The following is a 12867-nucleotide window of genomic DNA, read 5'->3' as shown; positions in this document are numbered from 1 at the left end:
TCGATGAATAATTTCACAGGAAGAAAAAAAGATGCCGCTCCATTGGAAGAAGCCTTTCAGGAACTTCTAAAAACCTACAGGCTTGAGGGTAAGTTCCGCGAAAAATCATTGATTCACGATTGGAGTAGCTTGGTAGGGAAAACCATCGGAGATCGTACGCAGTCTGTTTTCATCCGGGATAAAAAACTCTTTGTGAAAATCACCTCAGGCCCGGTAAAAAGGGAAATTCAAATGAACAAGAGTAAAATTCTCCGTCTAATTGAGGAGAGATATGGCGCAGATGTGATTGAAGACCTGGTTTGCCTGTAAAAATTTTAGAAGTCTCTTATAATTTTTTAACAAAACGAGAGTTACCAAAAAGTGCCTTAGCACTATTTTTCCAATCCCTTTGAGTAATATTGGGATAGTAATTCCATGATCAAGCTGCCCTCAGTACATATCGGAAGGCTTAGCCTGCTACTATCCATTTTGATATGGCTGTCTCTGCTATTTGTGGATTTAGTCCGGCTTTTTGGAGAGATCAATAATCTCAACTCCGGGATTGCTCCAGCTGTGACCTGGACCTTAGAGATTCTATTCTTTCTATCGGTTTACAGTTTTTACACTCGGAATTTTCAGCAAAATGCCAACAATGAGTTTTTGAATCTCATTTGGCGATCCGCCTCCACGGGTATTTTTGCTTCAGCAACTTTTCTGATCATTCAGCTCTTTTACCTTTTCTTGGGTGATTCGAATCTTGCCGAGGAGCCTTTTCTCAAAAACTTCTTTTATCACGTCCATTTTGCCCTGATCACGGTCTTTTTGATTTCCACGACTTTACTCTGGAAAAAACTCATCCTGTACCAAAAGACAAAAAAGGTCGTGCAGCAATGGCAAACCTTCGAGATCGGCCTGCTTGTAGCGATGTTTTTTGTTTATTTCACCCAAGACACCTTTGGCTACAGTTTTATTTTTGCCTTTGTCATCCTGATGATTTTAGGTGGGTTTTTATCTGTGAATCTTAAATGGATTCCTTACCTGACATATAAAGAAAAATGGAAGTCTCTTCTTTTCCTTTCGGTAATTCTTTTGACCTCTATTTATCTTTTCCTGCAGGCAAATGCCTTGTCTGGCGAGCGGCAAATCTATCCGATCAATCTATTGGATAATCTTTTCCTTATTGCGCTTTACGTCTTCGTATTTATTTATTCTCTTTTCAGCTTTTTGGTGACACTGTTCAATCTCCCGACTTCTTCGGTATTTGAGCAAAAGCTCACGGAAGCCATCAATTTTCAAAGGCTCAGTCAGTCGATTCAGCCCGAAGAAAACGAAGAAAATGTGCTCGATATCCTTTTGGATTCTTCGATGAGTGCATCATTTGCAGATGGAGCTTGGCTGGAGATGTATCAGTCCGAAAAAAACGAGTCGATTACGCAGGTTCGATGGATTGAAAAAGAAGAACTTCCAGAACTATCCGACACTTTAGAGTCAAGTCAAGCTGCTCAAGAATGGGCTAGCAGTCAAAAAGCGGATACTCTGGAACCATTTTCCCTGAAAGTCAAAAAAGGAAAATACCAATCGCTTCTATTAGTCCCTCTGGTGATCAACAAGTCCGTAATCGGCCGAATGGTGCTCTGCAAAGAGATCAAGGATGGTTTCAACAAAGAAATGATCAATATCATCAGCACATTTGCCCGACAGGCAAGTATTGCTGTAGAAAACCACCGCCTCCTCAACCAGGCCATCGAAAACGAACGCTACCAAGAGGAACTAAAAATTGCACAGCGCGTACAAAAGGCATTGCTTCCTGATCGGCTGGATCATCACAGTTCATTTGAAATCTGTGCTTATTCCAACGCTGCTGATGAAGTGGGAGGTGATTATTATGACACCTTTCAGCAAGCTGAAGACCGATATGTCCTGATTATTGGTGATGTATCAGGAAAAGGAACCTCTGCCGCTTTCCACATGGCTCAGATGAAAGGAGTCTTTCAGAGCTTGATTCAGCTCAATCTCAGCCCGGGCGAGTTTATGATCAGATCCAATGCTGCACTCAGTAAATGTCTGGAGAGAAATCACTTCATCACGGCATCAGTCTTTGAAATCAACACCTCTCAAAAACTCATTCGTTATGCGCGGGCTGGACACGTCCCCACCTTGTACTTCAATGCCAAGAGTCAAAAAGCCACCTATTTGGAATCAGGGGGGCTAGGATTGGGAATTTTAAGAAACATGCAATATGAAAAGCACGTTGATCAAAAAGAATTCACCTATCACGAAGGAGACGTAATGGTGCTTTTCACAGACGGGATCATTGAAGCTAAAAATCAAAAAGCTATGCAATTTGGCTTCGAACGAGCTAGAAGCCTGTTGGAAATCAATCATTCTTTAACTCCAAAAGAAATTCAAGCTATGTTGATCGATACGCTCCACAATTTTGTAGGTGGAAATGGGCTTATCGATGACGATTACTCGATGATGGTAGTGAAATTCACTTAATTATGAAAATATGCTAACCATAGATACACAAATTGAAAATACACATCACATTCTGACTCCTTCTGGGGAAATCGATGCAAGTAATTCAGTCCAACTCGACGAATCGATCCGTCATCTTTCAGAAAGCGGAGCCAGATCCATTCTCGTAGACGGCACTCATATTGATTACATTTCCTCCGCAGGCCTAGGAGTTTTCATGTCCTATTTGGAGGATTTTCAGGAGAAAGGTGTGTCGTTGAAAATCTTTGGACTAAAACCCCGTGTCTATGAAGTCTTCCAGATACTTGGATTAGATCAATTGATATCAATATTCCCGGATAAGGAATCAGCCTTAGCCCAGTAATCACTTTATGAAGCAGAAGATTCAGCTTTCCTGTCAAACTTCGGCCCTCGCTGAATTAAGGCGCTTTCTCGAGCAGCAGCTCGAGTCGACAAGCCTTTCAGAAAGAGACCGGCACCAAGTCACCTTGGCAGTGGAAGAGGTATGCGCTAATTTGATTATTCATTCCCATAAGTGTAATGGCCGGGATCATATATTTTTAAGCATGAATGATTTACCCGATCGGATAGTTTTTGAAATAGAAGACCAAGGGGAGGCTTTTAATTTATTACAATATGAGGCTCCGGATATTCAGCGGGTCATATCCGAGAAGCGAAAAGGCGGTCTTGGCATTATTTTGGTAAAAAAGATCATGGATGAAATCCAATTTGAAAGTCATCAGGGTACCAATACCTGCAGGCTGATCAAATTTTTTCAATCCTAATTCATGTTAAAAGCAAGAGTGAACAGGCAATTCACTCAAAATCATCCTATTTTTGTATCATTGCAGCAAAATTGAAAGCAATCTCATTCATGACTAATCGGTCCCTTTCGGAGTCCATATTTATATTTTTGGCTTTTTGTACGATAACACTGACCGCTACCCATCCTGTAGCCGGACAGGATGCTACCTTGCTAAAAGTCGGAGATCAGGAAGTCCCTTTGAACGAGTTTATCTACTTGGTAGGGAAAGGAGCCACTTCTGAAGGCAATTCCATGGGCCTAACCCGGGAAGAATTCGAAGAAAACCTAGCCTTATTTATCAATTACAAACTGAAAGTAGTCGAAGCGGAAGCGCAGGGACTACATCAGACAGAAGAGTTTGAGCGAGAGTTTGAGTCTTTCAAAGAAAACTTGAAAGCTCCATTCCTGATAAAAAACTCCCTGGAAGAAGGTGAGCTTCGCAAAGCTTACTCCCGAATGCAGGAAGTCATTCGAGCAAGTCATATTTTGCTTCGCTTTCCTCCCAATGCCAATACCGATGATTCCATTGCAGTGCTGAAGATGGCTCTCAAGCTAAAGGAAGAAATTGAGCAAGGCGTTAGCATCAATGAACTTGCTAAAGACTATTCAGAAGATCCTTCTGCACAAAGCAATGAAGGAGATCTCGGATATTTCTCTTCCCTTCAAATGGTACAGCCTTTCGAAGATGCGGCATTTATGCTTCAGCCGGGAGAGGTATCTGATCCGGTTTTGACCAATTTTGGATATCATATCATCCAAGTCACTGACCGCAGACCTAATCCCGGACAGGTCAAAGTTTCTCATATCCTTGTTCGAGTGGATGAAGAAGATCCTACATCGGAAGATCGGGCCCGCAGAAAAATATCTGATGTCTACGCCGAAATCCAAAAGCCAAGTACGCTATGGAGTGATATCGTGAAAAACTATTCCGAAGATCCTGCTACTAGTCAAAAAGGTGGCGAATTACCATGGTTTTCTGTTGGGAATATGATTCCCGAATTTGAATTGGCAGCGTTTTCACTAAGTGAGATAGGTGAAGTATCCCCTCCGATCAAAACCCGGTATGGCTATCATATTTTGAGACTGGAGGACAGAAAGAACTTGGATAGTTTTGAGCAATTGGAACCTATGATTCGCTCTCGGATTCTGCGCGACTCTCGCTCAAGCATGATTCATACGCAGGAGCTTGCTATTCAGAAAGCCCGCTATGGTTTTCAGGAAAATGAGCCTTTGGTTTCACTACTGGAAAGCAATTTAAACTCAGTCAGTCCTTCAGAATTTCAATCCAAAATCGACGAATTAGGAGAACGGAGCAGCATCCTTTTTACGGCTGGTGGACAGGAGTTCATGATTAATGATTTTCTGGCATTTATTGCTGCAGAGGAAAGAAGACTTCCTCCAAATGCCCAAGCATTTGATGTTTGGTTTGACCGCTATTCCTCTAAAATACTATCCCAACTCGAGGAAAAGGATCTCGCTGAAAACAACACAGAATATCAAATGCTCTACAAAGAATATCGGGATGGTATTTTGCTCTTTTCTTTAATGAATGAGGAGGTATGGCAAAAAGGCATTCAGGATTCGGCAGGACAAAGGAAATACTTCCAAGAAAACCGGGAGAACTATCAGTGGAAAGAACGTGCCGAGACTTTGATTGTAAAAGTATTGGACTTGAATCGGGTCAATGAGGCGAGGACCTTTTTAAATGGGAAAACCTACTCAGAAGAATTGGTCAATAACTTCCAAACCCAAATTGCAGATCAGTATCCCCTCGCCTACCAAATAGAATCTGGTCTGATGGAAATTCCTGACCAAGCCGTCCTTTCCCGCATGGATAAAAATCTTTCCTATCAAGAAATCGAGATCGACGGGCATTTGCACCTAGTCCTTACCGGTGAAATATTCCCCGCAGGGTCTAAAGAATTCGAAGAAACCCGTGGAATTGTCATTCGGGACTATCAAGAGTACCTAGATAAGCAACTCATCAAAAAACTCCGCGCTAAATATCCTGTGGAGATCAACGAAACCATCAAAGAAGAAGCTTTCGTAGCACTTAACCAATAATTCAAAAGCATTCGTTTTACATCTACAATGAGTAAACTTAAATACACCCTACTAGCCTTCAGTTTTATTCTTTCCCTCAATGCTTCTTTTGCACAAGACGACCCTACCTCAGGGCAGGTGTTGGATAAGATTGTAGCCAAAGTAGACAACAACATTATCCTAGAGTCTGATGTGCAGCGAACTTTCATCGAAGCCATCGCGCAATCTCAGCAGGGAATCACTCCTCCTACCCGATGTGAGGTATTCGAAACCCTACTGGTAAATAAATTAATGGTGGCGAAAGCCGAAATCGACTCAGTAGTCGTGGCTCCAGCAGAAGTGGAATTGCAGACTGAAAATAGATTCAGCATGGTATTGCAGCAGATTGGAGGAGATGAAAATATGATCCTTCAGATGTACGGCAAAACAGCAGATCAACTGAAATCAGAGATGTACGATCTAATCGAAGAGCAGATGGTCGTACAGCGTATGCGGGATAAAATCACAGAGGGAGTGACGGTTTCTCCAGCAGAGGTTCGTGCCTTCTTCGAAAGTATCCCAACAGATTCGCTTCCTTTCTTTTCTGCCGAAGTGACGGTAGGTCAGATTGTCAAAAAGCCTGAAGTCAATGAGCAGACCAAACAAAAGATCTACGATCAATTGCTAAACTTTAAGGAGGATATTTTGGCTGGAAGAGCAGACTTTGCAGATTTGGCAGGAAGGTATTCGGAGGATCCGGGATCTGCTGCTCAGGGAGGTGATTTGGGATTTTTTGGAAGAGGTCAACTAGCTCCTGAATATGAAGCAACTGCATTGGCCCTCAGACAGGGAGAAATCAGTGATCCAGTAGAAACACAGTTTGGTTTTCACATGATTCAGCTTCTTGAGGTAAGAGGTGCCACTTACAATACCCGACACATTCTGATGGTGCCTAAAGCTACCGAAGAAGACATCCAAAGAACTGAAAGATTTCTGGATAGTCTACGGACGGAGATCATGGAGGGCAATATTGAGTTTGCTAAAGCAGCCAAGGAAAACTCCGATGATAGAGCTACTTCGGACAACGGAGGCTATTTTACCGATCCAGGTACTAGCTCAAACAGATTGACGCTCAGAACGCTTGAAGACCCTGTCTTATACTTCACAATTGATAGCATGGAGGTAGGTACGATTACCAAACCCATCCAATTCGAAGATCCAAGAGAAGGCACCAAGCTTCGAATCTTATATTATCAAAACAGATATCCTGCTCATCGGGCTAATCTGAATGATGACTATGAAAAAATGAAAGCTGCCGCGCTCCGAAAGAAAGAAGATGATCTTTTGAGTGTGTGGTTTGTAACGGCCAAAGAAGATGTCTTCATCGATATTGATCCGGCCTACGACCGCTGCAATGCCCTTGCAGGTAGGTAGAATTTGAAAAGGCCGGACTTCCGGCCTTTTTTTATTTTTTAGAAAAAAGGGATTTGAATGCCAATCCCAGTTGCCGGAAACCTTCGAGGAAAAAGCCTTTGGACTCCTTCAGTCTGGGCTCGTATTCTTCTTTCTTTTCTTTGAATTCTCGCTCGAGCATTTCCTTGCCTTTTTTGAGTTCTTCTTCGAGCGTAGTTTTATTCTCTCGCAACTCAGATATCTTCTTTTCGATTTCTTCCTTGACCTCTCCTCCTGCTTCTGTGCCTTTTGCAATTAGCTCCTCTATTTTCTTTCCTACCTCTTGTAGGGTTTTCTCGATATCACTGATACCGCTTCTTTGATCTTCCACGGTGCTAGGGGTTTAGATGGATAGAGTAAGTTAAAAAATTCTTTGCATCTCTTTGTTTTATCAAACCAAATAATCGCTTGAGTCAATCATAAATCCCATAGAATCAAGCGAGTGTCAATCCATTGGAAAATCAGACAACAAATATGATTATCTATTTTACTGCAAGTTAGAATGGCATCACAGCTAAATTAAACGGAAAGTTTGAGCATTTCAGAAGCTTCTTTCTTCCTACTTCCAGCTAAATAAGATTTAAAGATAAGGCGAGAATTTATTACCTATAATCAAAAAATCAAACATCAGACTCAATGGACTCTCCCGCTTGAGTCTGCTTTTCATAAAGCTCCGCATAGGCACCTCTTTTCTCCATCAGCGTTTCGTGTGTTCCTTGCTCGATAAGTTCTCCGTCATCCAATACGATGATGTGATCGGCTAGCTTTGCGGAGGAAACTCGATGCGAAATAATCACAGAAGTGCGATCCTTCATGATCTTTTTGAGGGCGTTGAGAATGGCGTTTTCCGTTTTAGTATCGACCGCAGAAAGACAATCGTCCAAGATCAGGATTTGAGGTTCTTTTGCGATAGCCCGCGCGATCGAAACTCGTTGCTTTTGCCCACCGGAAAGCGTAATACCTCGCTCGCCTAGCATGGTGTCAAAGCCCTTGGTGAAGTCAACAATATTATTGTACACGTCCGCATATTTGGCAGCTTGCTCGATGATCGCTTTATCCGGATGATCTATCCCAAAGGCAATATTATTCCCGATTGTATCAGAAAATAAGAAGACGTCTTGAGGTACAAAGCCTATGTTTTTCCTTAGATACGAAATATCAAAAGATTGAATCGGCCGATCGTCAATAAGGATTTCTCCTGAAGAAGGATCATACATGCGCATCAGAAGATTTGCAATAGTAGACTTCCCAGACCCTGTAGTTCCGATGATTCCCAGAGTTTTTCCAGCTCCGATCTCGAAACTTACATTCTTCAGTGCTTTGACTCCTGTATCCGGATAGTCGAAGCTCAAGTCTTTCACGGTAATTTTTCCTTTGACAGGTATCTCAAGATTTTCCGTGCTACGGATATCATTTTTCTCATCCAAAAACTCATTGATACGTGTCTGAGAGGCAGCCGCTCGCTGTACGATACTTGTCACCCAACCTAGTGAAGTCACCGGCCAGGTCAGCATATTTACATACAAAATAAACTCAGCAATGACCCCATAACCAATCTCTCCATTGATCACCTGAAGACCTCCGATATAGACCGTGATGATGGTCGAAATCCCCACCAAGGCCATGATCAAAGGGAAAAACAGGGCGTTGACTTTAGTAAGTCGGATGGACTTTTCTTTATAATCCTCACTGGCAGTCGCAAAATCCCGAACGCTGTCATTTTCCCGCACAAAAGCCTTTAGCACTCGGATGCCTGAGAAAGCTTCCTGCACATAAGTGCTCAGTCCGGAAAGGCTACGTTGAATTTTCTCTGATCGCTCATTGATCAAATTATTGACAAAATAGATGGAAACAGAAAGTACCGGAAGCGGAAGAAGGGAATACAAAGTCAATTCAGGATTGACAGAAATCATGTAGCTGATAACCAAAGGAAAAAGAATCAGCAAGTTCATCCCATACATGATGGCAGGCCCTAAATACATCCGAACGCGACTCACGTCTTCAGTGATTCTTGCCATCAAGTCCCCGGTGCTATTTTTTCTGTAAAAACTTAAGGGAAGGCTTTGGTACTTTTCGAAAATCTCATTCTTTAGATCATACTCGACTCTCCTAGACATGATAATGATGGTCTGACGGATAAGAAAGAGAAAAAAACCTCTCAAAAGTGCCATTACCAAAATCAGAAGTCCGAATATGAAGACAAACTTTAGGAAAATTTCCTGTGCTTCTTCCCCCATTCCTCCAAGCTGAATTGGCTTAAAAATGGAAAAACTTTCCACCACATAATCTATGGCCAAACGAACCAACTGCGCGGGAATAATTACGAAGATGTTTGAGATCACCGTAAAAAAAATCCCCAAAAGCAACAGGCCCTTGTATTTGTATAAATACTTATTAAGTCTCCAAAGTGGTCTCACCAAATAAAAGCTTTTGAAATTAGAAATCTATTCATGAAACTTGGGCGAATTATTCCTTTGCTCGCTGATAAAAGTATTTAATTTTGTATCAATCGGGTTTGAGGAATTCAAGCAAGAACCCAAATATAACACAATCTAACCAGCGAAGTTCACATGTTACAAACCAAAGCTTCCGAAACAGTGCAAGAAGGATCCATTTTTGGACAAATCACAAATATGGATCACGAGCAACTCGTGATCTGCCATGACGCAGCCACTGGACTAAAAGCCCTCATCGGCATTCATAATACTACTTTAGGCCCAGCATTGGGAGGCACACGCATGTGGCCCTATGCTTCGGAGGCTGAAGCTATCACAGACGTCTTGAGACTTTCAAGAGGGATGACCTTCAAAAACTCCCTCGCCGGTCTCAATCTTGGAGGAGGAAAGGCAGTCATTATCGGAGATCCAAGCTTGAAAAGCGAGGCCTTTTTGAGAAGATTTGGCCGATTTGTAGAAAGTTTGGGAGGACGCTATGTGACTGCGGAAGATGTCAATATGAACACCGCAGACATGGAACATATTTCCATGGAAACCCGACATGTCACTGGCCTTCCTCAAATCAAAGGTGGCGCAGGCGATCCATCTCCTGTCACAGCTTATGGCGTATATGTTGGGATGAAGGCAGCAGCCAAAAAAGCCTTTGGATCTGATAATTTGGCTAGAAAGCGAATTGTCGTGCAAGGTGTGGGGCAAGTCGGAAAATACCTGATCGAATACTTAGTAAAGGAAAACGCAGAAGTATTGGTAACAGATATTTTTGAAGATAAGCTCAAAAAGGTGGCTCGTGAAACCGGTACACTTGCCGTCGACCCAGAGTTAATTTACGACTTGGACATGGATATCTATGCGCCTTGTGCATTAGGTGCTACAGTCAATGATGACACCATCGACCGATTGAAGTGTGCTGTGATTGCCGGTGGTGCCAACAACCAATTGAAGGATGAAGAAAAGCATGGTCGAATTCTTTTGGAAAAAGGAATCGTCTATGCTCCTGACTTCCTTATCAATGCAGGAGGAGTAATCAACGTCGGAGCTGAATACCTTGGAGATTATCAGCAAGAAACAGTCTTCAAGCAGACTGAAAAAATATATGATACTTGCCTAGGCATTTTGGATAAATCCGAAAAAGAGCAAATCCCTGCCCAGCAGGCAGCTATTCAAGTTGCAAAAGAGCGAATAGCTGCTATCGGTAGAGTTAAGTTACCCTTTTAAAAAGAATAAACTCGCTTAAATCTAAAAGCCACCGTATTGCTTCGGTGGCTTTTTTATGAGCGATCCGGGCGAATAAGCCCAATCAAAATGACTATATTTGCAGCTCGTTTGACTAATTATGCTAAATCGAAGAATCCTCAGGGTCAAAGCTTTTCAGAACCTCTATGCCTACGAACAGTGCAAGGCATCCAATCATAATCTCGCTCGCGATTTCATCAAAGAATCCTTCCTTCCTGATCTAAATAGCATGGAAGTTCAGGACAAAGCCGCCTTGAACAGAGAGGCCCAGTTGGCTTTGGAGATTTTTGAAAAAAACCTAAACAACACAGATGCCATTGAGGGATCTGATGCCAGCCCAAAAGTCAAAAAAGCTGTCAAAGAAGCCATTGTTCAATATCGAAACGCTAACCTGAGAGACCGGGAATTTTTGCTTAAAAACATGGTCACATCAGCCGAGCGAATTCCCCAACTCTATCTCACGGCGATTGAATTGATCCAGGCATTTGCAGACCATGTAGGGAAGGAATACGAAAGAAAGCGCAAACTGTCAGGGAGCCAAGCAGTGGAATTTTCCTCCGAATTGAACTTACACCGGAATCAAATTCTCGAAAAACTTCGAAACTCTCCCGCATATCAAGCCGCTTTAGCTAAAAACAATGTCAACTTGGACGACATTGAGCTTGAGATCAAGGAATGGTTCCGGGACTATGTCAAGCCTTCCGAGGAATATCAAGCTTACTTAGGCATCGACCAACCGACTGCTGAGCAGGATGAAGAGGTAGTAGAGGCCATTTTGAAGAAAATTATTTTCAAAAATGAGGTAATTCTGAACTACTTTTCTGAAAAGGACCTTAATTGGACAGAGAACAAAGCTGTCGTGAGAAGTTTGGCAGCAAAAGTTTTCAAAAATGTCCTGAACAGTGAAGTTTCAGATCTACCTGAAATTGCGATGAACTGGGAGGAAGATAAGGAGTTTTTTCAAAATATCTTTAACTTCACCATCGAGAGAGGTGCAGAAAACAGGGAGCTGATCGCTCAAAAAACCAAAAATTGGGACATTGACCGACTGGCTTTCACCGATAAGGTGATCATCTCTATGGCAATTACAGAAATGCAGCAATTCCCAAGCATTCCTGTAAAAGTCAGCATCAACGAATACATAGATATCTCGAAGACTTACAGCACACCGAAAAGTAAGCAGTTTGTAAACGGCCTTTTGGATGTGATGTCAAAAGAGTTAACTGAAAAGGGAAAAATCCGTAAGAGCGGAAGAGGACTTTTGGACAATAAATAACAGAAACTATGAGCAAGAGCAGCAATTCATTAATAGCATTTGTACTTGGAGCAGGCGTTGGTACTGCATTGGGTATTTTGTTTGCGCCTGATACAGGAAGCAATACCCGCGATAGACTTTCCTACAGACTTAAAAAATATAAAAACGAGTTGGAAGAACTCATCGATGAACTCGTGGAAGGAAAAGAGCTACACCTCAACGAAGCAAAAACAGAGGGTAAGCGAGTGATCAACGACGCTAAAAACAAGGCAGAAAATCTACTTAACGACGTAAATAAATTAATCGACCAAATCAATAAAGACAACTGATTATGAAACTTAGAATTCTAAGCATCGCAGCAGCAGTCGCAGCCCTTTCTTTAGGAGCTTGCAGTCAAAAGGCCCAGCAGGATGAGAAAATCAAAGCGCTAGAGGATAAAATTGCTCAATTGGAAGCGAAAGGATCATCCATCACTCCTGTGAACGCTCAAACTACTCAAGCTGCCGATCCGGCAACATTGGGAGCATTCCAGTTTGAAGAAATGGAATACAACTTCGGTACCATCAACGAAGGACAAGTTGTAGAGCGAGTTTTCAACTTCACTAACAATGGACAAGCTCCACTAGTAATTTCAAACATTACGGCATCTTGTGGCTGTACTAGCCCTGACTGGACCAAAACTCCGGTTAACCCAGGAGAAACTGGTTTTGTGAAGGTGGTTTTCAACTCAACTGCTAAGTCTGGTGCACAAGCTCCGACAGTAACCATCCAAGCTAATACCAACCCAACCGTGACTCGATTGAGACTGCGTGGTAATGTTACACCGAAAGCTGGAGGCCCTGCTCCCGTTGGACCAGTAAAGCGATAAATAACAAATGATAACAAGTATTTTGGCTCAAGCCTCCGCTGGAGGTGCAGGCATCATGGGACAGGTTTTCCTATTTGGATCCATCATTCTGATCATGTATTTCTTCATGATCCGTCCACAGCAGAAAAAACAAAAAGAGACAAAAAAATTCATTGAGGAAATCAAAAAAGGCGATCCAATCGTCACCATTGGTGGACTTCATGGAAAAGTCTCTTCGATCGATGGCGACACAGTGACGATGGAACTCGATCGCGGATTTAAAGTAACCGTTGAAAAGTCAGCGATTAGTCTAGATTTCACCAAAAAAACTTCAAAATAA

13 protein-coding genes are annotated in these 12867 nt (G+C 42.3%); 11 read left to right on the top strand and 2 right to left on the bottom strand.

What is annotated here, in order from left to right; translation table 11 throughout:
• The first annotated feature begins 3 nt into the window (after positions 1–3).
• From G457_RS0117600 to G457_RS0117575, 6 genes are all read left to right on the top strand, one after another.
• Positions 4–309: a DUF721 domain-containing protein gene (locus G457_RS0117600; RefSeq protein WP_026947621.1), complete on the top strand. Its 306-nt coding sequence runs from the start codon at positions 4–6 to the stop codon at positions 307–309.
• Positions 310–414: 105 nt separating this feature from the next.
• Positions 415–2478: a GAF domain-containing SpoIIE family protein phosphatase gene (locus tag G457_RS0117595; RefSeq protein WP_026947620.1), complete on the top strand. Its 2064-nt coding sequence runs from the start codon at positions 415–417 to the stop codon at positions 2476–2478.
• 10 nt (positions 2479–2488) lie between these two features.
• A complete protein-coding gene (locus G457_RS0117590; protein WP_026947619.1) occupies positions 2489–2821 on the top strand; it encodes an STAS domain-containing protein in 333 nt (110 codons plus the stop codon).
• A 7-nt stretch (positions 2822–2828) separates the two neighbouring features.
• Complete coding sequence (locus G457_RS0117585) at positions 2829–3242, top strand: ATP-binding protein (RefSeq protein ID WP_026947618.1); 414 nt, start codon at positions 2829–2831, stop codon at positions 3240–3242.
• Between the two features lie 89 nt (positions 3243–3331).
• A complete protein-coding gene (locus G457_RS0117580) occupies positions 3332–5326 on the top strand; it encodes a peptidylprolyl isomerase (RefSeq protein ID WP_035484246.1) in 1995 nt (664 codons plus the stop codon).
• A 27-nt stretch (positions 5327–5353) separates the two neighbouring features.
• Positions 5354–6718, top strand: a complete 1365-nt coding sequence (locus tag G457_RS0117575; protein ID WP_035484245.1) for a peptidylprolyl isomerase — start codon at positions 5354–5356, stop codon at positions 6716–6718.
• 31 nt (positions 6719–6749) lie between these two features.
• Here the strand turns inward: G457_RS0117575 and G457_RS0117570 are convergent, their stop codons facing one another.
• Positions 6750–7067: a hypothetical protein gene (locus G457_RS0117570; protein ID WP_024283744.1), complete on the bottom strand. Its 318-nt coding sequence runs from the start codon at positions 7065–7067 to the stop codon at positions 6750–6752.
• Between the two features lie 289 nt (positions 7068–7356).
• A complete protein-coding gene (locus G457_RS0117565; protein ID WP_026947615.1) occupies positions 7357–9153 on the bottom strand; it encodes an ABC transporter ATP-binding protein in 1797 nt (598 codons plus the stop codon).
• A gap of 153 nt (positions 9154–9306) precedes the next feature.
• On the opposite strand from G457_RS0117565, the gene G457_RS0117560 reads away from it, so the two are divergent.
• From G457_RS0117560 to yajC, 5 genes are all read left to right on the top strand, one after another.
• A complete protein-coding gene (locus tag G457_RS0117560; protein WP_026947614.1) occupies positions 9307–10407 on the top strand; it encodes a Glu/Leu/Phe/Val dehydrogenase dimerization domain-containing protein in 1101 nt (366 codons plus the stop codon).
• 118 nt (positions 10408–10525) lie between these two features.
• Complete coding sequence (gene nusB / locus G457_RS0117555; RefSeq protein ID WP_026947613.1) at positions 10526–11701, top strand: transcription antitermination factor NusB; 1176 nt, start codon at positions 10526–10528, stop codon at positions 11699–11701.
• An 8-nt stretch (positions 11702–11709) separates the two neighbouring features.
• The gene (locus tag G457_RS0117550) at positions 11710–12009 is read left to right on the top strand and encodes a YtxH domain-containing protein (protein WP_026947612.1); all 300 of its coding nucleotides are present in this window, start codon (positions 11710–11712) and stop codon (positions 12007–12009) included.
• Positions 12010–12011: 2 nt separating this feature from the next.
• Positions 12012–12548, top strand: coding sequence for a DUF1573 domain-containing protein (locus G457_RS0117545; protein ID WP_026947611.1), 537 nt, complete (start codon positions 12012–12014; stop codon positions 12546–12548).
• Between the two features lie 7 nt (positions 12549–12555).
• Positions 12556–12867, top strand: coding sequence for a preprotein translocase subunit YajC (yajC, locus tag G457_RS0117540; protein WP_026947610.1), 312 nt, complete (start codon positions 12556–12558; stop codon positions 12865–12867).

Origin of the sequence: Algoriphagus marincola DSM 16067 (assembly GCF_000429405.1) — a bacterium.
Lineage (GTDB): Bacteria > Bacteroidota > Bacteroidia > Cytophagales > Cyclobacteriaceae > Algoriphagus > Algoriphagus marincola.
The sequence above is the reverse complement of the archived record's forward strand: the minus strand, read 5'-3'. Positions and strand labels throughout refer to the sequence as shown.

Bases quoted from the DNA above. Each gene is read 5' to 3' on its own strand.
- G457_RS0117600 (WP_026947621.1), top strand. From the start codon at position 4: ATGAATAATTTCACAGGAAGAAAAAAAGATGCCGCTCCATTGGAAGAA.
- G457_RS0117595 (WP_026947620.1), top strand. From the start codon at position 415: ATGATCAAGCTGCCCTCAGTACATATCGGAAGGCTTAGCCTGCTACTA.
- G457_RS0117590 (WP_026947619.1), top strand. From the start codon at position 2,489: ATGCTAACCATAGATACACAAATTGAAAATACACATCACATTCTGACT.
- G457_RS0117585 (WP_026947618.1), top strand. From the start codon at position 2,829: ATGAAGCAGAAGATTCAGCTTTCCTGTCAAACTTCGGCCCTCGCTGAA.
- G457_RS0117580 (WP_035484246.1), top strand. From the start codon at position 3,332: ATGACTAATCGGTCCCTTTCGGAGTCCATATTTATATTTTTGGCTTTT.
- G457_RS0117575 (WP_035484245.1), top strand. From the start codon at position 5,354: ATGAGTAAACTTAAATACACCCTACTAGCCTTCAGTTTTATTCTTTCC.
- G457_RS0117560 (WP_026947614.1), top strand. From the start codon at position 9,307: ATGTTACAAACCAAAGCTTCCGAAACAGTGCAAGAAGGATCCATTTTT.
- nusB (WP_026947613.1), top strand. From the start codon at position 10,526: ATGCTAAATCGAAGAATCCTCAGGGTCAAAGCTTTTCAGAACCTCTAT.
- G457_RS0117550 (WP_026947612.1), top strand. From the start codon at position 11,710: ATGAGCAAGAGCAGCAATTCATTAATAGCATTTGTACTTGGAGCAGGC.
- G457_RS0117545 (WP_026947611.1), top strand. From the start codon at position 12,012: ATGAAACTTAGAATTCTAAGCATCGCAGCAGCAGTCGCAGCCCTTTCT.
- yajC (WP_026947610.1), top strand. From the start codon at position 12,556: ATGATAACAAGTATTTTGGCTCAAGCCTCCGCTGGAGGTGCAGGCATC.